At 44.7% G+C, this 25,953-nt stretch carries 24 protein-coding genes; 13 read left to right on the top strand and 11 right to left on the bottom strand.

All coding sequences use genetic code 11. From position 1 onward, the window contains the following. The first annotated feature begins 309 nt into the window (after positions 1-309). Positions 310-1,017, top strand: coding sequence for a cell division ATP-binding protein FtsE (locus QE357_RS06935; protein WP_307142514.1), 708 nt, complete (start codon positions 310-312; stop codon positions 1,015-1,017). 329 nt (positions 1,018-1,346) lie between these two features. On the opposite strand, the gene QE357_RS06930 is transcribed toward QE357_RS06935, so the two are convergent. The 3 genes from QE357_RS06930 to QE357_RS06920 form a co-directional block, all read right to left on the bottom strand. Then, entirely contained in the window at positions 1,347-2,834 is a 1,488-nt protein-coding gene (locus tag QE357_RS06930) for a capsule assembly Wzi family protein (RefSeq protein WP_309706511.1), read from the bottom strand. 186 nt (positions 2,835-3,020) lie between these two features. Next, positions 3,021-4,559, bottom strand: a complete 1,539-nt coding sequence (locus QE357_RS06925) for a capsule assembly Wzi family protein (RefSeq protein WP_309706510.1) — start codon at positions 4,557-4,559, stop codon at positions 3,021-3,023. A 538-nt stretch (positions 4,560-5,097) separates the two neighbouring features. Then, positions 5,098-6,672: a PglZ domain-containing protein gene (locus QE357_RS06920; protein ID WP_309706509.1), complete on the bottom strand. Its 1,575-nt coding sequence runs from the start codon at positions 6,670-6,672 to the stop codon at positions 5,098-5,100. A 175-nt stretch (positions 6,673-6,847) separates the two neighbouring features. Here QE357_RS06920 and QE357_RS06915 point away from each other — a divergent pair, with 175 nt between their 5' ends. The 3 genes from QE357_RS06915 (at position 6,848) to QE357_RS06905 (ending at position 8,971) form a co-directional block, all read left to right on the top strand. Further along, positions 6,848-7,606 (top strand): DUF4905 domain-containing protein, encoded by a 759-nt coding sequence (locus tag QE357_RS06915; protein ID WP_309706508.1) that lies wholly within the window; start codon positions 6,848-6,850, stop codon positions 7,604-7,606. Positions 7,607-7,673: 67 nt separating this feature from the next. Beyond that, entirely contained in the window at positions 7,674-8,675 is a 1,002-nt protein-coding gene (locus tag QE357_RS06910) for a LysM peptidoglycan-binding domain-containing protein (RefSeq protein ID WP_309706507.1), read from the top strand. A 116-nt stretch (positions 8,676-8,791) separates the two neighbouring features. After that, a complete protein-coding gene (locus QE357_RS06905) occupies positions 8,792-8,971 on the top strand; it encodes a hypothetical protein (RefSeq protein WP_106635436.1) in 180 nt (59 codons plus the stop codon). Positions 8,972-9,052: 81 nt separating this feature from the next. Here QE357_RS06905 and QE357_RS06900 read toward each other — a convergent pair whose 3' ends face one another. Genes QE357_RS06900 through QE357_RS06890 form a run of 3 tightly spaced genes read right to left on the bottom strand, consistent with a single transcriptional unit; the run spans position 9,053 to position 12,534 of the window. Further along, positions 9,053-9,934, bottom strand: coding sequence for a response regulator (locus tag QE357_RS06900; protein ID WP_309706506.1), 882 nt, complete (start codon positions 9,932-9,934; stop codon positions 9,053-9,055). Further along, positions 9,840-11,993, bottom strand: coding sequence for a PAS domain S-box protein (locus tag QE357_RS06895; protein WP_309706505.1), 2,154 nt, complete (start codon positions 11,991-11,993; stop codon positions 9,840-9,842). The genes QE357_RS06900 and QE357_RS06895 overlap by 95 nt, the downstream gene beginning before the upstream one ends. 52 nt (positions 11,994-12,045) lie before the next feature. Then, a complete protein-coding gene (locus QE357_RS06890) occupies positions 12,046-12,534 on the bottom strand; it encodes a methylated-DNA--[protein]-cysteine S-methyltransferase (RefSeq protein WP_309706504.1) in 489 nt (162 codons plus the stop codon). 212 nt (positions 12,535-12,746) lie between these two features. On the opposite strand from QE357_RS06890, the gene rsmA reads away from it, so the two are divergent. The 8 genes from rsmA (at position 12,747) to QE357_RS06850 (ending at position 18,841) form a co-directional block, all read left to right on the top strand. Further along, positions 12,747-13,526 (top strand): 16S rRNA (adenine(1518)-N(6)/adenine(1519)-N(6))-dimethyltransferase RsmA, encoded by a 780-nt coding sequence (gene rsmA, locus QE357_RS06885; RefSeq protein WP_106635433.1) that lies wholly within the window; start codon positions 12,747-12,749, stop codon positions 13,524-13,526. Between the two features lie 53 nt (positions 13,527-13,579). After that, positions 13,580-14,938: a magnesium transporter gene (gene mgtE, locus QE357_RS06880; RefSeq protein ID WP_309706503.1), complete on the top strand. Its 1,359-nt coding sequence runs from the start codon at positions 13,580-13,582 to the stop codon at positions 14,936-14,938. A 337-nt stretch (positions 14,939-15,275) separates the two neighbouring features. Then, positions 15,276-15,728, top strand: a complete 453-nt coding sequence (gene dtd / locus QE357_RS06875; RefSeq protein WP_106635431.1) for a D-aminoacyl-tRNA deacylase — start codon at positions 15,276-15,278, stop codon at positions 15,726-15,728. Further along, positions 15,729-16,058 carry a nucleotide pyrophosphohydrolase gene (locus QE357_RS06870; RefSeq protein ID WP_106635430.1) on the top strand — a complete coding sequence of 110 codons (330 nt, stop codon included), beginning with the start codon at positions 15,729-15,731 and terminating at the stop codon, positions 16,056-16,058. 251 nt (positions 16,059-16,309) lie between these two features. Beyond that, positions 16,310-16,696, top strand: coding sequence for a response regulator (locus QE357_RS06865; RefSeq protein WP_106635429.1), 387 nt, complete (start codon positions 16,310-16,312; stop codon positions 16,694-16,696). A 75-nt stretch (positions 16,697-16,771) separates the two neighbouring features. After that, positions 16,772-17,539 carry an MBL fold metallo-hydrolase gene (locus QE357_RS06860; RefSeq protein ID WP_106635428.1) on the top strand — a complete coding sequence of 256 codons (768 nt, stop codon included), beginning with the start codon at positions 16,772-16,774 and terminating at the stop codon, positions 17,537-17,539. 406 nt (positions 17,540-17,945) lie between these two features. After that, the gene (locus QE357_RS06855) at positions 17,946-18,626 is read left to right on the top strand and encodes an HAD family phosphatase (protein WP_309706502.1); all 681 of its coding nucleotides are present in this window, start codon (positions 17,946-17,948) and stop codon (positions 18,624-18,626) included. A 5-nt stretch (positions 18,627-18,631) separates the two neighbouring features. Next, positions 18,632-18,841: a hypothetical protein gene (locus QE357_RS06850; RefSeq protein ID WP_309706501.1), complete on the top strand. Its 210-nt coding sequence runs from the start codon at positions 18,632-18,634 to the stop codon at positions 18,839-18,841. Between the two features lie 75 nt (positions 18,842-18,916). Here QE357_RS06850 and glmM read toward each other — a convergent pair whose 3' ends face one another. Then, positions 18,917-20,308: a phosphoglucosamine mutase gene (gene glmM, locus QE357_RS06845; protein WP_106635425.1), complete on the bottom strand. Its 1,392-nt coding sequence runs from the start codon at positions 20,306-20,308 to the stop codon at positions 18,917-18,919. A 162-nt stretch (positions 20,309-20,470) separates the two neighbouring features. Here glmM and yidD point away from each other — a divergent pair, with 162 nt between their 5' ends. After that, entirely contained in the window at positions 20,471-20,680 is a 210-nt protein-coding gene (gene yidD / locus QE357_RS06840; RefSeq protein WP_106635424.1) for a membrane protein insertion efficiency factor YidD, read from the top strand. Position 20,681: 1 nt separating this feature from the next. Here the strand turns inward: yidD and QE357_RS06835 are convergent, their stop codons facing one another. The 4 genes from QE357_RS06835 to QE357_RS06820 all read right to left on the bottom strand — a co-directional run bounded on the left by QE357_RS06835 (position 20,682) and on the right by QE357_RS06820 (position 25,863). Further along, a complete protein-coding gene (locus QE357_RS06835; protein ID WP_309706500.1) occupies positions 20,682-22,256 on the bottom strand; it encodes an ATP-binding protein in 1,575 nt (524 codons plus the stop codon). Between the two features lie 42 nt (positions 22,257-22,298). After that, positions 22,299-23,321, bottom strand: a complete 1,023-nt coding sequence (locus QE357_RS06830; RefSeq protein WP_309706499.1) for a glycosyltransferase family 2 protein — start codon at positions 23,319-23,321, stop codon at positions 22,299-22,301. 99 nt (positions 23,322-23,420) lie between these two features. Continuing rightward, positions 23,421-23,753, bottom strand: coding sequence for a YbaB/EbfC family nucleoid-associated protein (locus QE357_RS06825; RefSeq protein WP_106635421.1), 333 nt, complete (start codon positions 23,751-23,753; stop codon positions 23,421-23,423). 100 nt (positions 23,754-23,853) lie between these two features. Further along, on the bottom strand, positions 23,854-25,863 hold the full coding sequence (locus QE357_RS06820; protein WP_309706498.1) for a T9SS type B sorting domain-containing protein: 2,010 nt from the start codon (positions 25,861-25,863) through the stop codon (positions 23,854-23,856). Positions 25,864-25,953 lie beyond the last annotated feature (90 nt).

Genomic DNA, 25,953 nt, shown 5'->3' with positions numbered 1-25,953 from the left:
AGGGTGAACAAAACTTGTTAATAGTCAGCTCATTACTGCTAACGCTCAGTAAACTAATCGATTACGGGTAACTTATTTTCATACAAAATTAGCCTGTATCTACGAGCTTTCCAAAGCGGGCTATCGGAATTGAGTCAAATTCGATGCTTTTGACTTTTGTTAAAGTGACGCAGTATTTAATTTGCAAACTATTTGTCTGAATGTTTGTTTTAAAAGTACCTTACATTTATTCCCCCAAACTGGAACGGTTTCATTTTTCGTTTACAAGCTAAACCGAAGACTGAAAACAGTAAACTGAAAAACTAGTGTATGATTAATACAGCGTTTACGAATCAACCCATTGTTCAGGTCATTAATGCGGACATTTACCAGGCGGGAAATAAGCTTATCCTGGAGAATGTGAACTTCGCCATTGGTAAGGGCGAGTTTGTGTATATGATTGGAAGAACGGGCAGTGGCAAAAGTTCTTTACTAAAAACGCTTTATGCGGACTTACCCCTGACGAAGGGTTCAGCTCAGATTGCCGGGTATGAGCTTAATTCCATCCGTCGGTCGAATATCCCTTTTTTACGTCGGAAATTAGGCATCGTTTTCCAGGATTTTCAGTTATTCATGGATCGTAACATCACTCAAAATCTGGAGTTTGTGCTGAAAGCTACGGGATGGACGGATTCTATGAAAATGAAAACCCGGATAGCCGAAGTATTGATTCGGGTAGGTCTTAGTAGTTCCATGAATAAAATGCCCTATCAGCTTTCCGGTGGCGAGCAGCAACGCGTAGGCATTGCCCGGGCCCTGCTGAATGATCCTGAGATTTTACTGGCCGATGAACCTACAGGTAACCTCGACCCGGAAGTTTCGGAAGAAATCATGCGTTTATTTCTTTCCATTAATAAATCGGGCATGTCGGTATTGATGGCTACGCACGACTTTGACCTGATTCGCAAGTTTCCGCAGCGAATGCTACGTTGTGAAAATAACCGGGTTTTTGAACGGAATGATTACGTAGGTAGCTAAAACTGCCTCTACCCAGACGCGATGAAGTCGCGTCTCTACCCAAGGAAAACAAAAGCATTAATTAGTAACGAAAAGGGACGGCTCCAAACGAGGCCGTCCCTTTTCCCAAGTAGAGACGCGACTTCATCGCGTCTAGCTGGGAGATGAAAGTACTATAGGGATAATGAAAATGCCTTTTCATCCAACTAATGTAATAATATCGCCTCTACCCAGACGCGATGAAGTCGCGTCTCTACCCAAGGAAAACAAAAGCATTGATTAACAGTGTAAAGGGGTAAACTCATTTTAACCAATGTAGAGCGAAGAATTCTATTTCTTCGCTCTTCTCATTAGAAAGTCCCTGTTTTACGAAAACTAACAAATCCGCCTAACGTAGAATCCAGAATTCGTCCGTCATCATAGGCGACAGCTCCGCTAAGTTCTCCTCCTTTCAGCCATTTAAGCTGCGTTCCGATGCGTAAATATCCTGAAAACTGGTCTAGGGTTTTATAATAAGGCATGATGTAGGTACCGTAATTCCGGCTGGCCGAAAGCTTTAACTCCCAAGAGGTTCTCCGATGAATCCGACCCGCTAGTCCCAGGTGCCCTACCTCTACCCGATTATTGGTGAAACCCAGGGCATTTCTTCGCACGCTTTTCTTTAACTCACTGTCAGGAATGATAAATGGAGTGCCAAGTGTTCTTCCAAAATACATCCAGCCATCCTGATACTGACTGTTATTGAAGTAATTGTCTCGCCCCCGTTTTCTGGGATCCGTATCCATAAATTCAGCTCCGCCCTGATCAATCGTGCTCAGAAATTCTACAGTAACTCGACTCAGGTAAAACGCAGGATCAGATCGTTTTTTATTAAGCCAGCGAAGTCCGTTGAAGCTATCGGCGGCCTGTAGCCGATAAAATAAAGATCCATCTTCAAACATAATTTGCCGATAGGCAAACAAATCAAATGCTTTGAATCTGACCTGTAGGCCTAAATCAATCGTGCCCAGATGATTACCAACGCGATTTTGGTCAAAAACAATAACCCGACCGGGATAAGCAACGGCGTACTCGGCCATACTCATCCCGCTAACAACCCCACGATACCCCAGCCATGAATTCTCATAGTAGCCATAGCGGGACATGGCACCATTATCTTGCCTGAATGTTTCGGCGTACCCTCCCCATTGTACTGAATGGTTAACTCCGGCGTGTAAAACGAGGGGGGACTTGTTTCCGCCTAATCTTACGTACAATCCTTTCTGATGCAGGAGGGCGTTTTTAACAAAAGGGCGGCTATTCTCAAACCAGCCATGAACCCAATACCCTTTTACCCAAACCCACTTTCCAATAATGGGTATAAAGTCGTACGTCCCAAATCGAACCTGTGGAATAGGTAAGGCATTCGTGGAAGAAACCATGGAGCCCATGCCTAGCAGTGTATCTGACAACCCTATGTACTCCCGCTTACGTCCGCCGTACAGTTCCCATTTCTTGAACTTCAATCGCAGGTATCCTTCTGAAATAATTCCCTTGTAATCAGGATTATTACTTTGACCTACACCTGCTACCGCAGCATCAATAGTCCATTTTTTTGACAATGGAATGGCATAATATACCCCGGCTGAAAGTAGAGCATTCTGCGGCGTTGAGGGAATAATCCCATATTGATTAGCCTGTAACCAAAAGGCTGTGCGATTGCTGGTAGAGAGAGCAGTGGTTGCGAGTTGAATAAAGTACGTTCCTGAAGGGCGATATTTGGTAGTATCCTGTGCCTGTACCCATAAGCTGCAAAAAAATAATAAGAAGATACTTCGTTGAAGGGGTTTGTGATACATTTAAATGGAGGAATAATTAACGAATAGTGGTTAATTCATAAACTATGTATAGAGCAGAACTAGTAACTATTTATAATGTTTTAATCCTCTGTATCTTTCAGTAGTTCCGTTACAGGTCATGCATTTTTACTACCTGAGTCTTAATGACCCAGGCAATCAAAACGCATGAAATAGGATAGAATATTTCTAACGAGCTCTTCCGATTAAGCCCGTTTTGCGGATACTTAAATAGGCTCCGAAGGTGTCATCATACATCTGGCCTTTGTCGTAAGCCAGAGCACCCGAAAACTCGCTTCCCCTGAGCCAGGGCATTTTTACCCCTATGCGGATTAAGCCCGAAAACTGTTTGAATGGGCCGTTTACGTAAGGCTCTTCTCGCATGTTATTATAAGTACCAAAATTCCGGCTGTAAGAACCGCGAATTTCCCAGGTTGTCCGTTTTTTGTATTTACCCAGAAAGGTAAGATTAAAGACCTGAACCCGGTTATTGGGCATTCCACGCACATGGGTCTGAATATCCTTTTTCAAATCACTATCCGGCTGGACGAAAGGGGTTCCAATCGAACGATCAAAATACGTCCATCCATCCTGATACTGACTGTGATTAAAGTAGTTATCCCCGCCCCTTTTCAAAGGATCGTCAATAATAAAGTCATTTCCGCCCTGACTAATCGTGCTTAAGTATTCAAAACCAACCCGTTCCAAATGAACGTCTGAAGCCTGCTGTATATGGTTAATATACCGCACTCCATTCAAGCCATCATCAATATTAATGAGATAGTATAGGGAGCCGTCATCGAACATACTTTGACGGTAGAAAAATAGGTTAAAATCACAATGTTTCACCTCAAGTGCGGCGTCCACTGTCCCTAAATGGTTCCCGATCCGGTTTACGTCAATCGAAATAAAATCATCAAAAGGATACCCCTGATACCCGTATTTAACCTGCATACTTTTGGCCAGCACCACTCCATTCCAGTAAGCAAACCAGGAGCCATTGAACTTCCCATCTTTAGACAAAATGCCCGGGTCGCCTTTCAGAGATGGAGCATAACCGCCCCACTGAACAAAATGGCTTAATCCACCATACAAATTGATGAGCCAGTTTTCCTTACCAAATTTTAGGTAAAATCCTTTTTGATGGAGGTAAGCATCTTTGGTAAAAGAATTATAGTTTTCGAACCAGCCGTGGGCAAAATAGGCTTTGAATTTCAGCCACTTGCCAACCAAAGGAACGGGGACAAATTTTTTAGTACCGAGATGAATCTGAGGAATGGGCAGGGAGTTACCAGACCAGTTCAAAGAACCCGTCCCGGTTAAGGTATCTGACAAACCAACGTATTCTCTTTTTCGCCCCCCGTATAATTCCCAGTTTTTAAAGTTCAGACGTAAATATCCTTCCGTAATGATTCCTTTCACATTAGGATTTTGCGTTTGAAGAAGGCCTTCGAAAGCTCCATCCACAGACCAGTGATGGGTATGGGGCGAAAGGGGGACGTGGTATTTAGCACCGATCGTGAATAAACCACCCTGGGGTTTAATTGGAATAGTTCCGTATTGATTGGTTTGCAACCAGAACGGGGTTCGTCCTGACGTAGAAAGAGCCGTCGTAGCGGCCTGTACATAATAAGATCCTGAAGATTTACTTTCGTCGTCGTCCTGAGCGAAGACCGGGTTGAAAAAGCCTAGTAGAATACCTAAAGACAGGTAGGTAAAAAAACGCATAAAGCATGGGTTAGGTGGATACCATAAAGATATAGGATTGTACAAAACTCCTTACCTTATTAATGTATGCAAAGTAAGAAATTTTAGCTCACACTAGGCTCTCTCGACTATAACCTTAAAAATATATTATTCTGGGGTATACAATTATACCCATTGTGCGTATGACCATTCCCTAGCAGTGAAGGCACAAAAAAAGAAAAAATTCTAACATTTCCCCTCGCAAAACTTTCGAATAGGCCCATCATTTTGATCTAAAATACAGCGATTAGCAATCCAAAATCCTACCAGTCATCTGCGATTTGTTTATACGCACAGCGGGTTATAAGAAAGTTTCATTAAGTAAGACGCGACTTCATTGCGTTTAGCTTTCCCTGCCATGGCTGGTGTCTCACCAGCCATTTGTACGCAAACTGTGGTTGGTGAGACACCAACCACGGCGTAAACCTTAAAAATATATTATTCTGGGGTATACAATAAATAGCTATAAAGCCCATTCAAAGATAAGAATGGGCTTTATAACTATTCAGAAACAGGGCGTTTATTTTGCTTTTAACTGTACTACCGGCACAATCACTTCTTCCAGCGACACTCCTCCGTGCTGGAAAGTGTCTTTATAATAATTGACGTAATAATTGTAGTTATTAGGATAGGCAAAGAAGTAATCTTCCATGGCAAAGACATATGCCGAAGAAACGTTAAATTTCGGTAAGCCAAAGGCTTCGGGACGGCGACAAACCAAAACGTGATCTTCATCAAAATTCAGGTTTTTACCCTGCTTATAGCGAAGATTGGTATTCACGGAACGGTCGCCAATGATGCGAACGGGCTTCTGAACCCGAATCATTCCGTGGTCGGTTGTCAGTACCACTCGTCCTCCTTTTTCCGCAATCTTTTTCAGGAAATCCAATAAAGGCGAGTGCTGGAACCAGGAATTAGTCAGGCTTCGATAAGCTGATTCATCGGCAGCCAGTTCCTTAATCATCGTCGAGTCCGTCCGAGCGTGGGAAAGCATGTCTACGAAATTGTAAACTACTGCGATCAGATCGTTATTGGAGACATTGTTAAAGTTTTCGACGAGTGCTTTTCCCTGATTGACGTTCAGAATTTTGTGATAGGACATTTTAATATGGCCTAAACGACTTTTCTGCAATTGCATTTGTAGAAACTCTTCCTCATGCACATTCAGACCTTCTTCATCATTTTTCTGATCGCCCTCAATGTCGTGTACCCAGAGACGTGGGTATTGTTTCTCTATTTCGCTGGGTAATAAACCCGAGAATATGGAGTTACGGGCAAAGGAGGTCGTTGTGGGAAGAATCGAGTAATAGTGACTTTCTTCATCAATGGTGAAGTATTCCGTCAAGGTTCGCTCGATGAGTTTCCACTGATCATAGCGAAAATTATCAATCAGGATAAAGTATAAGGGATTACCAGCCTGCAAATGTGGGAAAACCTTTTTCCGAAGTAACATATTCGAAAGAATTGGTTTGTCGGCTTTGGGCTCGTTAATCCAGTCTTCGTAATTATCTTCAATGAATTTACAGAAGTTTGCATTAGCTTCCGACTTCTGCATATTCATTACTTCTTCCATGCTTTTATTAGGAGTATCATCAATTTCTAACTCCCAATAAACCAGCTTCTTGTAAATATCCGCCCATTCTTCATGGCCAATACGATCCTGATACTGCATGGATAACTGACGGAATTCCTGCTGGTAACTCAAATTGGTTTTTTCCTCTACTAATCGTCTTGAATCCAGAATCTTACGTACCGAAAGCAGAATCTGGTTCGGGTTGAGTGGCTTAATGAGGTAATCGGCAATTTTAGAACCGATAGCTCCCTCCATAATGTGCTCTTCCTCGGACTTGGTAATCATGACCACCGGAAGATTTGGCCACTGCTGTTTAAGTTGAGCAAGCGTTTCAAGACCCGTCAAACCGGGCATCATTTCGTCCAGGAAGACTAAATCGAACGTATTATTTTCGAGTTGTTCCAGGGCATCGGCCCCTGAGTTAACGGGAGTTACCTCATAGCCTTTTTGCTGTAAAAAAAGAATATATGGTTTTAATAGGTCAATTTCGTCATCGGCCCAAAGGATGGAATACTTTTGCATACGTATAAACTGAAGTTTTACTCAGTTGAAAGAATGGAAGGTTAAGCCAGAAGGAACCTTATCCTTCTGCTGGCAAGTTAAGGAAGCTTCGCTGCTTTCAATACACCTGTATAGAAGTAACGGCAGCGAAAAGCATAAGATTGTTAATTCAAAATTTTTATTCCAGTGTATCGGTATGCAGCGTCTTGAATTTTCCCATCCCATCTATAAAATTTCTCCAGATCCCTATGATCCCTATGTAGGCATCGAAATTCGGGATTCGGAGCAACGAAAGGCTTACGTCCAGTCACTGGCCTGTGCTGAAGATGGGCATTTTTTCTCCCAAAATCAGACTCCTCTGGTAGAGGTTGCTTGGTGGGTTAATATGCTGGGCTGTTTTCATGGGGTTATTTTGTATCATTCATTCGAAGAACCGGAAGTGCCCCGCCCCACTGCTTTACACGCTTTGGATGGACGTACGGGAGAACTCCTCTGGACGGTACCTAACCGAATCTGGCAGGAAACGCTGGATGCAATCGTTCGGGTACAGTCCGGGGAAGAATCTTATGAGTTTCTGGATTTGCGAACGGGACAATCCGTTCCCCAAATGCCTTCTCAGTCTGCTCTGCATGAAATCCGCCTTCCGGTTCATTACCCGGAAGGAAATGTGCACCTGGCGACTTTACAGAAATTAATACGTTATACCACTGAAAACCACCCCATCGGTGCCTGTGATTATCTGGAATTAACACCGTTGATCATTATTTCTTATTATTTTTACGAGTCTGAAAAGCTTAAAAACAACCTCTTAGTCGTTACTAATACGGGGCAGGTTCAGTTTCATGAGCCGCTTTCACTCGGCGATGCACAAGGGCATACGACCTTTATCAACTGGCGACACCAACTCATTTATATAAAAGATCAGGTTTATCTTTGCTGCTATGCGGTATCATAATTTTTTCATCCCCCTCTTCGGCCTTTTTTGTCTTCATTCGTTACAAACTTCCGCCCGATCCATTCCTTTGGATTCTATCGGGACGGAGTGGAAGAATGGTAAAACGCTGATTGTGTATCAGGTAACGCCCGGACAGACTTTATATAGCCTCTTGAAGAAGTATAACGTCACCCTGGATGAATTCAAAGCCGTTAATCCTGATTTCTCGGGTAATCTGCGGTCAGAATCCGTTGTACGAATTCCCCGACCCTGGCGTCGTTCAGATCATGCCGCACCAGCTACGGCAACTTCCGTTGGGGCAACCTCCGTTGGGGCAACTAATTCGGTAGCCAAAACGCATAAAGTAGAGTCCGGTCAAACGTTATTCAGCATTGCCCGCAAGTATGAAGTAGGAACGGCTGAATTGAAAAAATGGAATAATATTCCAGCCGACGGTACCGTAAAATTCGGTCAGGTTTTGTACGTTTCGGATCCGGGTAAATCTGATTCTGGTAAAACGGAAGTAGCGGCAGCTCCCGTCAAAACACCCGTAACGGAACCCCGTAAACCAGAACCAACCAAAGCAGAGCCCGTAAAAACGGAAGCACCCAAAGCTCCTGTCGTAGTAAATAAACCCGAAGTAGCCGTTCAGGAACCCCCTAAAAAAGCGGATACGACGACAAAAACGAAGCCCGAAGCCGCCCCTCAACCCACGGGGAGCAAACCCGTTACCACTCCCAAACCAGAAGCCGAAGTATTAACTCCCGTTCGTACCGAAAATGACCCCGTTCCCAATGCAAGCACGGGAGCGAAGAAAGTTACAGAGATCGGTTTGTGCGAGTTAATTGATGCTCAGGATAAATCGGGTAAGTATCTGGCCTTGCACCGCTCAGCTCCCGTCGGAACGATGTTAACCGTTCGGAATGAGGCGAATAACCAAAGTGTGATTGTGAAAGTAATTGGCAAGTTACCCGATACGGGTCCAGCAGGGGGCGTGATTGTGCGACTTTCAGCCCGGGCCTTTGAGAAACTCATGCCTACAGACCGCCGCGTCCGTGCAGAAGTAAGCTATCTGGCCGTTGAACAATAATAATTATCCTGTAAATCAGCATTTAAAGCCTTAACTGGCTGATTCATAAAAAACTCAAATCCTGACCGGAACCTTTCTTTCGTTCTATCGTTACTATCTTGTAAAAACACACGTATATGATCAAAAGACCCGAACGCTCCAAATACATAACGCCCGGTGCCATTATTTTCAACATCATTTTTATTTTGGCTTACCCCATTATTGCGGTTTTCTATTTAGCGTTTAATGTACTTGTTTGGTTTTTATCCATTCCTTCCCGGATGTGGGCGTACGTGGCAAAGCTGATTCGTAAATAAAGTTTCTCCGAAGATAGTTAAACAAAAGAGCGATCAGAAGGCTGTCTTCTGATCGCTCTTTTGTTTGGTAGATTTCTAGAGTTAGGCTAACGTTTCCAACACCTGGGTGTAGGTTTCCTGAAAGATGTTAAACTCATCTTTAATGGGTGGAAATTCAGTAGCAAAGGTGCTGAAGTTACCCACTTTTGTTTTATGCTCCAGCGTTTTCACGGCTTCATGTAATCGCGTGATGCCCAGCGTTCCGGCATTACCTTTCAGGGTATGCAGGTTCGACTCAACGCCCTGAAAATCCTGCGTCTCGAAAAATTCCTGGGCTAGTTTGATTTGCTCGATTGCTTCCTGTTCAAATTCGGCAAATACCTGCTCGACCATTTCTTTTCCCGCCAGTTCGGCTAACTGGTTGACGACCGCAAAATCGTACAGCTCGTTCAGTTCAGCAGAGGCTGGTTTTTGTATAACAGGCTCAGGCTCTTTTACTTTGGTTTCTAATCGAACCGCTTCCCGCTGGCGACTGGCCATTCGATCTACCCATTCTTTCACCTTCAGCACCAACATTTCGGCTCGGATGGGTTTGGACACGTAATCGTTCATGCCTTGACTCAGGAACCGCTCGCGGTCTTCTTTCATGGAATAAGCCGTCATGGCCAGCACGGGCGGCAGTTTTTCTCCGAACAACCGCCTTAACTCATGCGTCGTTTCCAGACCATCCATATCGGGCATTTGAATGTCCATCAGAATGAGGTCATAGCGTTCCGCTTTTTCACTGGCATCGACCAACTGAATAGCCTTCCGCCCAGAATCGGCTGTTTGAACCCGGCAACCCGCTTTGGAAAGAATTTCACTGGCTACTTTCCGGTTTACTGCGTTATCATCCACCAGTAAAATATGGGGATTTTCCTGGGCCAGGTAATTCAGAATCTGAAACTCTTCCGCGTATTTTTTCTCCTGAAACGGAGCAATCATGGTTTCCTTTAATTCCACCGTAAACCAGAAGGTACTTCCCCTTCCCTACTTCTGATTCCACGCCCATTTCTCCCTTCATCAGTCGGGATAACTCGCGGGAAATCGCCAGCCCCAGACCCGTTCCTCCGAAGGATTTGCGAGTCGTATTATCCAGTTGCTGGAAGGCTCCAAAAAGCTGTTTCAAGCCTTCAGAAGAAATTCCGATGCCGCTATCAATAACCTCAACCTTGATTTTGTGCCACTTGCCGTGCGTCGACAAATTGGTTACCCGTACCTGAACCGAACCATGCTCGGTAAATTTCAGAGCGTTGGAAGTCAGGTTGGAAAGAATTTGCAGTAACCGCGTTTCATCCGCAATGATGTACTGCGGAAGATTTTCGCCCAGGTCGTAACTCAGGGTATTGTTCCGGTTTCGGGCAGTCTGTCCAAACAGGCTGGTTAACTTATCGAAAATACTTCTGAACTCGAATGGAGCTTCGTGCAGCACCATTTTTCCGGCTTCGATTTTTGATAAATCCAGAATGTCATTCAGAATATTAAGTAACGTTTCCGAAGATTTTTTAATCGTATGAACGTATTCCCGCTGCTCTTCTTCCAGATGCGTACTGCTCAATAAGTCAATCATCCCGATAACCCCGTTCATGGGCGTACGGATTTCGTGCGACATGTTCGCCAGAAACCGTTCTTTTACTTTCAGCGAACGCTCGGCTTCTTCTTTGGCCTTCAGTAACTCGCGGGCAGATCGCTTCAACGGCGTAATATCCCGGGCAATACCTGCTACTTCTTCAATGCGACCATCGGCCAGCAAAATGGGGTTCAGGTATACCTCCAGCCAGATATCTTCGCCGTACCGGATGTTATCCATGTGTACTTCATACGACTCGGCTTTTCCCCGAAATGCCCCTTTATACTTATCCTCCATGATTTTCCGGTTCGCCGGATTCATCAGTCGCCAGGCAAACTGGTCGGTCGTGACGTTCACCTGCGGTGGTACATGAAGCTGACTTTGAATCAGGTTCAGGTAATTATCATTGAAGGAGGTTAGCTGCAAACGACGGTTCACCGTCCACATCAGGTGACTCGATGATTCAAAAATGGCATGCAGACGAGCCGTTTGTTTAGCCAGATCCGATTCCGCCTGCTTTCTTTCAATCGCAACGGCAACCTGACCCGAAATAAACTCCAGTAACTCCAGATCCCGGATATCGTATTTGTTGGTACGCTCGTAGGATTTAACCCCGATAATCCCCGTGACCCGATCTCCGATCCGAAGCGGTACGCATAACATTACCTTCGGAATTTGTCCGTAGATGTATAATACTTTCTGACGGGCCAGTTCCTGGATTTCTGTTTCCGTTAGCATCAAAGGCCGGTTGGCCACAATGGCGTATTCGTTTAATCCATTCCCCAGTTTCCGCTTTGTAAATCGAATATTCTTATCAAAATATTCATCCACGTAATACGGAAAATAGAGGTAACTTTTAGAAGGATCGTAAAGCGAAATGAAGAAGTTTTTGGTATCAATTACTTTCCCCAATTCCTCATGAATGAACTGATACAGATCGTCCAGACTTCGCGTACTCAAAGTCGAGTTGGCAATCTGGTAATAAAGATTCTGAGCATTTTCGGCCCGGTTTTTGGCCGTGGTATCGTGAAAAATACACCGAAAAACGATGGGATTACCATTTTCATCGTACCGACAGTTAACCGAACCAGACACATACACCCGGCGACCGTCTTTCCGACGGTAAACCGCCTCAAAATCAGGGATTTGCTCCCCATTCTTCACCCGGTCAAATCTACTCAGTGTCTCTTCCATAAACTCCGGGTGAATAACATCCCGAAGATTCATCTGATTCAACTCCGCCGACCGATAACCAATGGTATCTTTCCAGGCTTTGTTTACGTACAGAAAGCGTCCCTGTAAATCAATCATCTGGATCAAATCCGTGGTATTACGGATCAGATCCTGTAGTTCTGAAGAGGCCGAGCTCAGGGGTAACCCCGGCGAAGTTTGTCGCAAGGTTGAAACAGGTTCGGCCATACTAACTTTACTCATGTGTTATGATGATAAAACGCCCGGTTAATCGCAGACGTTTAGCTTTTTCGTTTTAAAATAATGACAATTGGCCTTTCTCTGCATTTCGCTGTTCGTGTTGCAACAGCCAATGTTTCCGCCAGATTTCCCAGGCGTAACCTACGGGGTTTCCATCCGAACCAATCACCCGATGACAGGGAACAATCAAAGCAATCTGGTTCTTGGCATTAGCCGCCGCTACGGCTCGGGTCGCTTTTTCATCGCCCATCGTGCAGGCCAGATTGATGTAGGAAATCGTTTCGGCGTAGGGTAACTTCCGCAATTGCTGCCAGACGCTCTGTTGAAAAGCCGTTCCGTTCAGATACAGCGGCAGGTCAAAATCCTTCCGTTTTCCAACGAAATATTCCTGCAATTGTCGCTGAGCATCCTTCAGGAGTGGCGTTAGCCTCTGCTGGTCTTTTGCCGTTACAAACCGTGCCGAATGTAACTGTTCTGCCGAAGCTTTCAACTCCATCCAACCCAGCGGCGATTCGTAAAATGCGATATACTCAGGTATCAGCATCTGATTTACGGATTATAACGTCCCATTTTCGTTAAAACTACAAAAATCAGGGTAATTTTGGCCTACATTTCAATAACGGCTTTCAAACTAAACTAAAGTATATCTAAATTTAATTCTTTTTATTAAAGATTAAATCCAGTTTTTGAGTTCAGTAACAAGCCAGGATTCGTATTCAGAAGGAAGCACGACTGAATATTTTACTAACTTCTTGAATGAAAGTAAAAGCAAAAAAGCATTTAGGGCAACATTTCCTCCGCGACTTACACGCTTGCGAGCGAATTGCTGATTTGCTGTCGGGATATCAGAACTACCGCACGGTACTGGAAATCGGCCCGGGGATGGGAGTATTAACGCAGTTTCTGCTGAAGAAACCGCAGTTTGAAACGCACGTTGTGGAAATTGACCGCGAGTCGGTGGATTACCTGAACGTCCATTTCCCGGAGTTATCACCCCGAATTCATAACTACGATTTTTTACGCTGGAATCTCAACACGTTCTCCACGGAGCCTTTTGGGGTGATTGGAAACTTTCCGTATAACATTTCCAGCCAGATTTTCTTTAAGGTGCTCGAACACCGGGATCTGATTCCCGAGGTTGTTTGCATGCTACAAAAAGAAGTAGCTCAACGCATTGCCTCACCTCCGGGGAGCCGGGATTACGGCATTTTAAGCGTGTTACTTCAAGCTTTTTACGACATTAAGTATCACTTCACCGTTCCTCCCGGAGCATTTGATCCTCCACCAAAAGTACAATCCGGCGTAATTCGTCTGGAACGCAACGCCGTAGCCGAGTTAGCCTGTGATGAGAAACTGTTTTTTAATGTCGTAAAAACGGCTTTTAACCAACGCCGCAAGACGCTTCGGAACGCTCTTAAGCCCATCGGTGTGATCTTCGATCATCCTTTGCTGGATAAACGGGCCGAACAGTTAGGGGTAGCCGAATTTGTGGACATCACGCAAACCATCCAACAGGCCAAAAAAGCTCAGCCTTAAATTTCTGACCACTTTTTTATCCTTTCTTCCACCCTTCAAATAGCCCCTTTTGTATGGCTTTCGAGCTTACTAAAGAGTATATTGAACAGCTAAGTAACGCCGTTGATCAACGAGATGAGGTTTTTATTCGGCTGGAACTGGAGCATCTGTTTTCGGCGGATATCTCGGTATTACTGAGTGAACTCGAACCCGAGCAGGCTTACTATGTGCTTCAATTGCTGGATATTGAAACGGGAGCCGAAATTCTGGCGGAAATGGATGCCAGTATTCGTCGGGACTTACTGGCTCTGTTTGACTCCGCTCAGATGGCCCGGTACGTCAATGTGCTGGACTCGGACGATGCCGTTGATTTATTAATCGAGCAATCCGTTCGGATTCGGGAGGAAGTTATTGCCCTGATTGAAGACCGTGAACAGGCCCGTTTTATTGTAGATCTGTTACCGTACGAGCCCGACACAGCCGGAGGGCTGATGCAGAAGGAGTTAGTAAAAATCAACGTTCGGCAAACGGTTACGGAATGCGTTGAGGAAATTCGTCGGCAGGCCGAAGAGGTAGAGAAAGTATACACGGTTTACGTGGTTGACGACGAGAATACCTTACTCGGTATTGTTTCTCTAAAGGATATTATTCTGGCCAAACGAGGCAGCAGCATTGAACAGATTTACGATCATGAAGTAATTTATACTTCTACTTATGATTCCGCCGAAGACGTAGCCGAGCTCATGCGACGCTATGACCTGGACGCCCTGCCCGTAGTAAATGTTCAGAAACGCTTACTTGGACAAATTACAATTGATGACGTCATTGATGTTATTACCGAGCAGGCACAGGAAGATATTGCGGCCATTACCGGGGTTTCGGAAGAAGTCGAAGAGGACGATTCCGTCTGGAAGATCACGCGTTCGCGTTTACCCTGGCTGGGCATTGGTATGATTGGCAGTTTGCTGGCAGCCAAGTTCCTCGGTATTTTCGAGCATGACCTGCTAATGATGGTTCCGGCTCTGGCTTTGTTTATTCCCATTATCGGTTCAACGGGCGGAAATGTAGGTATTCAGTCTTCCTCGTTCATGGTGCAGATTCTGAGCGACAAGTCGGGTTTTACGGGTGAATTCTGGCCCCGAATGCTTAAAATCGCCACAGTTGCCTTACTAAAAGGCGTGATGATTGCAGCATTTGTATTTCTGATTACCTATCTGATTCTTTCCCACCCGGTTAAGCTCTCGCTGGTGGTAGCTGTTTCGCTGATGGCCGTGGTATTACTTTCATCCTTCACCGGAACTGTTACGCCCATCATTCTGAATCGATACGGCATTAACCCCTCTGTAGCTTCCGGGCCTTTTATCACCACCGCCAACGACTTTCTAGGCTACAGTGTCTATTTTGGAATTGCTTATTTGCTTTATAATTGGTGAGGGATTGTTAGTTGTTAGCGGCCGCCGCTGCGGTTGTTAGTTGTTAGTTGTTAGTTGTTAGTTGTTAGTTGTTAGTTGTTTATCAAATAAATTTATTTCTCAAAAATAGTCTTTACTCTTCCGCTGCCAGCGGTATAACAACCTAATTGAGAGAAAAGGAAACATGTTTATAGACTATAATTCATTTCGTAAATGACTAAGCATCAATAAATAAATCGGCATATGGTCATTACAATCTGAAAACGAACCTCTAAAAACTAACCCTACCCAGACGCGAGCAATCGCGTTTCTACCACTGAAAACGGAAAACGGAAAACCGTAAACGGAAAACTAAATTATGATTGCAGTGATTCAACGGGTTACTCAGGCTTCTGTGACGATTGACGGACTCATCAAAGGTCAGATTGACCAAGGCTTACTGGTGTTACTGGGCGTTACCCATACCGATACGGAAGAAGATTTGCAGTGGCTCGCCCGGAAAATTACAGGCTTACGCATTTTTGGGGATGAAGAAGGAAAGATGAATCTGGATTTAAAATCCGTCAATGGTAATATTCTATTAATCAGTCAGTTTACATTATTTGCCAGCACCAAAAAGGGTAACCGCCCAAGTTACATTGAGGCTGCCCGACCCGAAGTAGCGATTCCTTTGTACGAAAAAATGATTCTCCAACTGGAAGAAGAGTTAGGACAATCCATTCAAACGGGCGAATTTGGGGCGGATATGAAAGTCGCCTTGTTGAACGACGGTCCCGTTACGATTATCATAGATTCAAAAAACCGCATCTAAATGACCTTAGAAGAAGCTCAGAAAACCGTAGACGAATGGATTACAACCGTCGGTGTTCGTTACTTTAATGAGTTAACTAACACGGCTATTCTGATGGAGGAAGTCGGCGAAATGGCCCGGATTATGGCTCGCCGCTACGGAGAACAATCCGAAAAGGAATCCGACAAAGGCAAAGATCTGGGCGATGAAATGGCTGATGTCCTCTGGGTATTAATCTGTCTGGCTAATCAAACCGGAATTAATCTGACGGAAGCTTTTGAGCGTAACCTCGAAAAGAAAAACATCCGCGACGCGACCCGGCATTTGAATAACCCGAAACTTCAGGGTTAAATTTTTGGTTAGATAGGGTATCAGAAGGTACATAAAGTCCTGTAGGTAATGTAACAGGATGCCTGTAGACCCGCTGATTATTTTTATTTGTTTTTCTGAAAGACAAGCTACTGTCAACCACGACTTTATCTTTACGTTTTTGGAAATACACCCACAGGACAGGACGATTCCTTTTTATTTTTTTGAAGGTTCTCCGGTAATTAGCTGTTATTTCGCTTTATCATTTTACTCCGAAACCCAATATTTCGACAATGGCCTTCAAACGCGTTCTTATTGCTGAAGATAGCTCCGTCATTCAAAACCTGGCTAAGAAAATCCTGGAATTTCAGAATTTCGAGATTACTTCCGTGAAAAACGGCGAGCAAGTTTTACAACTCCTTGAAAAAGAAAATTATGACGTGGTGTTGTTAGACATCAACATGCCCGTTATGGATGGAATGGAATGTGCCCGTCAGATTCGGAAATTACCCGATGCAAACAAGGCCAAAACCCCTATTCTTGCCATCACAGGTAATGCCCGCAATTATTCTCCCGAGGAGTTCAAGTCTGCTGGTTTTGACGACATTCTGATCAAGCCCCTTAACTTTGATGCTCTCGTAGCTAAAGTTCGTGAATACACGGGTGGCGTTGTAGAATAGTTTTTTTCTACCTCGATTTATCCATCATTCTTTAGAAGATGAGCGGAAGCTTCCGCTCATCTTTGCCTGTTTTGTATGCAAGTCACTTTCCTTGGTACGGGTACTTCTCAAGGCGTTCCGGTCATTGGATGCGACTGTGTGGTCTGCCGTTCGCTTGATTTTCGGGATAAGCGTCTACGCGTTTCCATTCACGTGGAAGTCGAAGGTCGTAGTCTGGTTTTTGATACCGGACCAGATTTTCGCATGCAAATGCTTCGGGAGCATATTCTGCATCTGGATGCGGTTGTGTTTACGCATGCTCACAAAGACCACACGGCTGGTCTGGACGATGTACGTCCTTTCAATTTTCGTCAGAATTCGGATATTCCTCTGTATGGTCAGCCTGAAGTACTGGAGCAGATTAAAGTTGAATTTGCCTATGCTTTCGCTGAAAAAAAATATCCTGGCATTCCCCGTCTGGAACTAAATCCCATTCAGAACGAGCCTTTTGAAGTGTTAGGTCTCACCCTCACACCCATTCAGGTCATGCATCATAAGCTGCCCGTCTTTGGTTACCGGATTGGCGATTTCTCCTACATTACTGACGCTAATTTTATTGCGGAAGAAGAACTGGAAAAGCTGAAAGGTACGCGGGTTATGGTTATTAATGCCTTGCATAAAGGCCCCAAACATCTTTCGCATTATACCTTACCAGAAGCTCTAGAAGTAATTGAGCGGGTTCAGCCCGAAACCGCTTACCTTACTCACATTAGCCACAACATGGGACTACACGCGGCTGTTGAGGCCGAGCTACCTCCACACGTGCATTTGGCGTATGATGGGCTGAAAATTACCTTGGAATAATCTATTCCTTCTTACCTATTTCTTTGTTTCTTGCATTTACTCAGCGATCACTTCGACCCGAGTGGTACCGATTTTTTGTTTCCTGATTTTAGAGACTGGTCTGAAAAAGACATTTTAATGAAATAGAGAGACCGTACATTCTCTTTCCATTCATTCGAGGAAGCATTTTCATTCCTCACTGTCATCCAGAGCGAAGGAGCCTGCTGGTTTTCTCTATGTACTTTCAATTAGGCGTTATTCCGCGTTTCCAACTCGGATTCGCAAAAAAGAGCTGTTTGTAACGCTGAGCGTCGCAGATGAACAGAGAAACCTTCCGATGCTTAATCGGTAAAGGTTTCAGAAACCATCACTCGTAGTATGGTTTTACGATTATACATTTTAGATAATTTCTCAAAACATTCATTGCATGAGTATTTTACCTGATCCCACTACCCTTGCCGCTCTCTTTGACATGGACGGCGTGATTGTCAATAATATGCCTTACCACGAAACTGCCTGGCGTATATTCTGTGAAGCTCACGGGTTTGCTTTCAGTAAGGAAATGTATTATACCCAGCTCAATGGCAAAAACTCATTCGATTCTTTTGCGTTTCTGCTGGGTCGTGAGCCTTCAGCCGAAGAACTTCGGGAGATGTCCATTGAAAAAGAAGAAATGTATCGGAACAATTATGGCCCTCACCTGGAACCTGCCGAGGGTTTGATTGGCTTTCTGAATGTCTTACGTGAACACGGGGTGAAATGTGCCGTAGCTACTTCTGCTCCTATCGAAAACGTAGCGTTCACGCTGGATGGAACGGGCTTACGTCCACTTTTTGATGTAGTGGTCGATGCTTCGATGGTTCAGAATGGCAAGCCTGCTCCCGATATTTACCTGAAAGCAGCGGAGTCAGTAGGAGTTCATCCCAAAAATTGCGTTGTTTTTGAAGACGCCTTATTGGGAATTCAGGCTGGGAAAGCGGCAGGTATGCCCGTCATTGGGGTCTCTACTAGTCACAGCGAAGACGAACTCGCACCCATTACTTCGGCGGTCATTGCCGACTTCCGGGAAATTGACTGGAATCATTTTGAAGCCGTTGTTAACCGATAATATCCATGCAGCAGCCCGAAACATACCTGGAATTCATTCACGATGTACTCATTACGGTTCATAGTGGCATCCACGAACTTCGGGATCGCCTGGCCTTCTGCGATCCTTCCGAACGGGATTATATCGAGGGACGCATTTTTAGCTATACCGAGCTCTTGCAAACCATTCAGGCCAGTGCCAAAGCATTTGGACTAAGTCATGAAATTGGTCTCTAGTCGCTGTAGCTATAAAGCAAAAGAAACCCGACGACAACCGTCGGGTTTCTTCGTTATTCACCTGAAGTAAGCTTATTAAAGCGTAGCAACTACTTCTTTAATATCCTGAATAATCTTTTTAGCCAGATTTTCTGCTTTCGTCATAAAGTCAGATTCTGAATAAATCCGAATGATGGGTTCGGTATTTGACTTACGTAAGTGAACCCATTCGTTACCAAACTCAATTTTCACCCCGTCTTCGCTATTAATCGGCTGACGAGCGTATTTGCTTTGAATTCGCTCCAGCACTACATCAACGTTCAGTTCTGGAGTTAACTCAATCTTGTTTTTTGAGATATAATAATTTGGATAGGAACGACGCAGCATCGAAACAGATTTACCAAACTTAGCTAAGTGCGTCAGAAAGAGGGCGATTCCTACCAATGCATCGCGTCCGTAGTGAAGCTCAGGGTAAATGATACCGCCATTTCCTTCACCCCCAATCACGGCTCCTACTTCTTTCATTTTGGTAACTACGTTCACTTCGCCAACGGCAGCCGAGTAATGAGTACCACCGGCTTTTTGGGTAACATCTCGCAAAGCAACAGTCGATGAAAGGTTAGAAACCGTATTACCTACGTTGTTTTTGAGGATGTAATCCGCGACAGCAACCAGCGTGTATTCTTCACCGAAAGGTTCGCCATCTTCAGCCACAAACGCCAGACGATCTACATCAGGATCTACGACAATACCCAGGCTATGCTTTCCAGAACGAAGTTCTTTACGAATATCGGTCAGGTGTTCGGGTAAAGGCTCAGGGTTGTGAGCGAAGTAACCCGTTGGTTCACAGTGAAGTTTTACAATTCTAGTTACCCCCAAAGCTTCCAGAATCATAGGAACGGCAATCCCTCCTGAAGAGTTGACAGCGTCCACAACGATACTAAAATTAGCCGCAGCGATGGCCTCTTTATCTACCAGCGGCAGAGCCAGAATGGCATCAATGTGCTTCTGAAGATAGGTATCATCCTGCTGGTAGCTACCTAGTTTTTTCACTTCTACGAAAGAAAAAGATTCTGCCTCAGCAATTGCCAAAACCTGAGCTCCTTCTTCGGCTGAAATAAATTCGCCTTTTGCGTTTAATAACTTTAAAGCGTTCCACTGGATCGGATTATGACTGGCCGTTAAAATAATACCACCAGCAGCCTGCTCGGCGGGAACAGCCATTTCAACGGTTGGAGTCGTTGATAATCCCAGATCAATCACATTTAGTCCAAGTCCCTGCAAAGTAGCAGAAACCAGACGTACGGCCATTTCACCCGAAAGACGGGCGTCACGTCCAATGACAATTTTTTTATTCTCGGGAGAATTAAGTTTTAACCACGTTCCGAATGCTGCGGAAAATTTAACTATGTCAACGGGGGTTAGGGATTCACCCACGTTTCCACCAATGGTTCCCCGGATTCCGGAGATAGATTTAATCAACGTCACGATGCTCTCTATTTTGAGGAAGAACTGTTGGGGATATATGGCAAAAGTAAGAAAATATTCACTTTAGCGATCCATTTTTTTCATAGAACGTTTCATTTCTAAGAACTGATTTCCCGCTTTAACAATTACTTTAAAAATAAACTACCCTACTATACCACACTTATGCGTAGGTTTTTGATCATTCTGGTGCGAATTTATCAGGGAGCTCTTTCCCCTTACCTGGGTAATTCCTGCCGTTATACGCCCACCTGTTCTCAATACGCCATTCAGGCCATTGAAAAATACGGTCCCTGGAAAGGTGGCTGGCTGGCGATTCGCCGCATTGCCAGTTGTCATCCCTGGGGTGGTCATGGACATGATCCAGTACCTTGAATTAAAGGGCGGCAGGTAAATAAAAAGTAAAGCAAGTGCCCTGACCCAACTGACTTTCAGCGGTAATGGTACCTCCACAGAATTCTACGATTTTTCGGCAAAGGGCCAACCCAATGCCCGTACCCTCAAACTCGGAACGTCCGTTCAGGCGTTGAAAAACCTGAAAGATGCGTTCCTTATATTCCGGCTCGAAACCAATACCGTTGTCCTTAACGGTTATTTTCATCCACTGAAAATGAGTTGATAACCCTTTTTCGCGGGCCTCTTCCAGCGGCAAAGGCGTGGCCTTTAGTTGAATATGCGGCACGCGGGAAGGGTCCGTAAACTTAAGAGCATTTCCCAGTAGGTTATAAAACAACTGCCGCATCTGTACGGGTACCGCTTCTATCGTCGGCAGCTCGTCTATCTCAATAAAGGCTTTTTTCTCGGATATCTGAGTGTCCAGATCATCCAACACGTCCTGCACGATATGAGCCAGGGAAACGCTTTCCTTGACATTTCCCTGTCGGGTTACCCGCGATAATAAAAGCAATGCATCAATAAGGCTCTTCATGCGGTCGATAGCCTGTAGCGTGCGTCGCATGTAATCTTCGGCTTCGTCTTCTAGCGTATCCCCTAATTTGGCCCGCAGTCGCGTAACAAAGGATGAAATCTTCCGCAGGGGTTCCTGCAAATCATGCGAAGCCGCGTACGCAAACTGTTCCAGCTCACCGTTCGAACGCTGTAACTCTTCTATTTTCAATCGCAACTCCTGTTCGTACTGGCGGAGCATAGTTATGTCCGCAATACTTCCTACCAACAGGCTTACCGTGCCGTTTTCATTCAGTACGGGGCGACCCACCACCATTAATACTTTTTTCTTGCCCGATTGAGTCAATACCCGGTGTTCCAACCGAAAAGGTTGATGATTTCGAATAGCTTCCTGCACCGTCTGGCTCACCATCGTGTCATCTCTCTTGTCCAGAAAAGTGAATAGTGAGGTGTACTCTTCGCAGTTAGTACTCATCATTTCCGGCGGATGACCCATGATTTTATACAGTCCATCCGAACAGACTAACTCCCCGGTTTCCAGGTTTTTCTCCCAACTGCCGAAGTGGAAAGCCTGTTCAGTAATGCGGTGCATTTCCTGTTGCTGCAAAAGGGTCTTGTAACGATTTACCTGCTCGGTTATATCTTCCGAAATCCCGATTAACTCCAGCGGATTGCCGTGTTCGTCTTCCCGAAAAATGGTAAGCCGGGTTTTATAGGTTCGCTCGGATTGGTCTTTGTGTCTCAGTCGGGTTTCGCACTCGATCGCGTTTAGTTCTTTCCGTAATAAAGCTTCAAGCTTTTCCTCTTTCTGGGACCATAAATCATCGGGCAATACGGGCACTTCCAGATTACCCTCCCACTCCTCCAATTCCTGTAAAGAATACCCTAATAACTCCGTGAAACGATGGTTGATGTAGATAATACGGCGGGTTTCAAGATCGTACACGTGGACAATCCCCGTAAATAGCAGATTCAGTTTCTCAAGCATTCGGACTTGCTCGGGAAATTCAGCTGGATACTGAAACTGGACTGATTTGCTATTCATATACTTTAGTTGAGCCCAGTAAACTATCGTATAATCAATAACTTACTTTATGCCCTTTAATTCCGAGAACTTCTGGTATCTGTGAAAAAAGTATGCCGATACAATGCTCTTCTCATACCGCTCCACTGGATTGCCCAGATTGCGTAATGTTTTAATCTCTTTTCGTTTGCGGTGCCATTTGGGCAATTCGGCATAAAAGGAAAAATGAGCCTGAACAATGGCCCAACAAGAACGTGGGAAGCCCGCGAAAAAGTATCGGATTCCAGCAGTACCATCCAGCACCAGTCGAATGAGAATCAGGCGATACAAGTGATGAGCAGGTAAGTTTTTATATAACATCGCCAGGCTATTGCGAAAATTCAGAAAAGTCTTTCGCGGATTCTGGTAATCCAGCGTGCCGCCCCCGACGTGGTAGACGGTTGATTTCGGCGTCGCCCAGACCTGATAGCCTAGCAACTGAATTCGCCAGCACAGGTCAATCTCCTCCATGTGAGCAAAAAAGTCGCTATCAAATCCATGCAAGCCTTTGAAAATATCCGCCCGAACAAAAAAACAGGCTCCAGAAGCCCAGAAACATTGTTTATCGGTATCGTATTGCCCCAGGTCTTCTTCCCGAAAATTAAACATCCGTCCTCTGGTAAAAGGATAACCCAATACGTCCAGATACCCCCCAACACCACCGGCATGCTCAAAGTGTTTACGGTAGTTATAGTCCAGAATTTTGGGTTGAACCGCCGCAATTTTTTCATTATTCTCCAGTAAACTCAGCACCGGATCAATCCAGCCCGCCGTTACTTCCACGTCTGAATTCAGAAGGCAGTAATACTTCGCCGAAATCTGTTTCAGAGCTTCGTTATACCCTCCGGCAAAACCTAAATTGGAAGCATTGACGACCAACCGAACCTGCGGAAAATGTTCTTTCAGCCAGTGAACAGAATCGTCCGTCGAGCCATTATCAGCCACATAAACTGCGTGCTCGCCGGAATGCCTGACAACCGAAGAAAGGAATTTTTCGAGGTAAGCCTTACCGTTGTAATTAAGAATAACAATGGCTAAAAGATCCATATCATGTTGCGGGGCCTGATAGCCGAGCAAGGGGGAAATAAACTCAAAGAGAAAAGACCGATAGCAGCCTTTTCTCTTTCTGAAATATATAAAGAATGATTACTTACCAAACAGACTGTCCATGCCGGGGATATTGGGTAATAATCCGTCGGTAGCCTGTTTCAGATGATCTGCTACTTTGGCCTCAACGGCTTCCAGAGCTTTATTGGTGGCAGCCACGATCAGGTCACGAAGCATTTCCGTGTCTTCGGGTTTCACCAAATCAGGGTCAATTTCCAAATGAATCAGTTGCTTACGACCGTTCACGGTTGCCTTTACTAATCCGGCACCGGCTTCGGCTGTTTCCGTAATGGAAGGCAGAGATTCCTGAGCGTCTTTCATGCGGGCTTGCATTTCTTTCATCTTGCCCATCATGCCCATCATATCAAACATGTGCTGTTGTCGTTTTTGTTAACTAATTGCAAAAGTAGGTAATTCAGCATCAAAAAAGTCCTGCCGCCGAATGCAGACCTGACAATAGGACATTCCTCCCTTACCGAATGAGCTGAAAAACGCCTCTTTTGGTGAAGGAGTTACCGGCATCGTTACGAATATCGACCCGATACGAATAACTACCTACTGGAGCCGGGGAACCATTCACCAAACCATCCCAACCCCGATTCATATCCTCCGAAGAAAAAATGGGATTTCCCCATCGATCAAAAATGACCATTTTCATCTGGGTTACGTTCAGCATTTTCGGCAGAAAAATGTCATGCTGGGCATCCCCATTGGGAGAAAAAGCCTGCGGAACGTAAATCCGAACGGATTCGAAAAGGGGAATGGTATTGGAAACGCTTACACGCCCACTCTCCGAAAGGGCCTCAATCCGGTATTCGTACCCCGACTGAATCGGAATGGTTAAACTCGTTAAACTGACTTTCGTTTGCAGCCCTACGTTCTGAGAACCGACGACAGTTCCCTGAGCATCGACCACCTGAACCCGGTACGAGACCAGGTCACTTGTAAAGGGATTAGCGGAAGTCCACTGAATGTAATTGTCTTGTTGACTGGCAAAAATAGTGCAGACAGATGATGAAAAATCGGAGTTGGTACGGCAGGCACTCTGGTAAGCCACCTGATAACAATAGGATAAGCGATTGACATCCACGGCACTATCCGCAAACGGTTTTTTAACCTGACTGGCAGGAATGTCCTGAAAATTTCCGCCACCATTGGCCTTCCGAATACGTTCGCTTAAGGCTTCTCCACCGCCAGGAATGCTCCAGTCTACCAGTACTCCCTGTTTGGCTACTGTTGTGTATAAATCCGAAATGGATTCGGGCTTATCATTAGAATCTATTTCTTTACATATAGCATCTGAAATAGACTCTACCCCCTTTACGCTAGCTACTACCCGATAGCAATAAGACTTCCCACAAACTACATCTGGATCAGTAAAACTCAGCTTAGTGATATCTGTAATAACGGCTACCTCTTTGTTATCTTTATAAACGGTATATGACTCAAAATCTGGAGCATTAGGATACCCTTTCCAGTTAATATCCATTTTTTGAGAACTGGCTGATACCGTTAGGGGAATCGTGCAAACTTCGGGCGAAATGCCGCTATTCCCGCAACCCGCTGGCACTTCCGTCCTTACCTGAAAGCAGTATTGCTTCGCTGGATCTAACTGATTAACCGTTAACGAAGTAGCTCCCCCATTTCCTGAGCCCAAACCCGTTGCCTGATACATTCCATTTACTTCTTTCTGGTAAATGTTTTGGTTAAAAGCTGTACTTCCTACAAACTGAATGGTTACGGCTTTCTTATCATTAGCAAGCTCTAATTGCGTAATAGCCGGGGTAAACGTAGCGGGTGTGTTGATATTAACACTTAAAGGGTCGCTGTTATTCGTACAGGCACTTCCGGTGTATCCCCCCGACACAATTATGTTTACGGTATTGGGGGTACTTGCGGTGTACGTATAGGTTTTGGTATAAGGTAATTTGTCCTTGGTGAGCGTTTCGGAAGTTCCGTCTCCCCAATTGATAATGAACGTATCGTAAGGATTCTTCGAGGCATCCTGTGGAATTTCTATAGTTACCTGACGATTGGAGCAAGATTTGGCGGTAAAGATGGGTTTAGGGTTATCTGTAACTTGAACAGTTTGACAAGCATAATGTCCGCCATTTAAGGAACTACCAGTAAGAATAAGTGCATAAGTTCCTGGCGTATTATAGATGTAAGAATTACTGGTTACCTTTCCTGCTGGTTCTCCATTTCTTAAATCAAAAGCTTGGTTACTATACTCAAAGTAATATCCAGACAAAGAAGGATTATTATTAGTAGACTGATCTTCAACATATAAGGTATTACCCCTACAAATTTTGATTACATCAGTAGCAGTTCCTGATACTAGTTTGGCCGTAGCCATCTGGCTATTAATCTTAATACTTAACTTTCCGGTTTGTTGAGTACCTAACACCTTATCTGGTGTCGGGCACTGAGCCCAGCTTTTACACGCTATTCCTAAAATCAAAAAAAGTATCCGTATTCGCATCTGAAGGTTGTGTCAAAGCTGTATGGCGAATCAAATTTCCGTTAATCCTGCCATCATTCCAAAATAGGGCCGTAGTTTTGAATATCCAAA

The sequence above is a fragment of the Siphonobacter sp. SORGH_AS_0500 genome, from assembly GCF_031453245.1.
Lineage (GTDB): Bacteria > Bacteroidota > Bacteroidia > Cytophagales > Spirosomataceae > Siphonobacter.
This window is presented reverse-complemented; position numbering and strand designations above follow the sequence as displayed.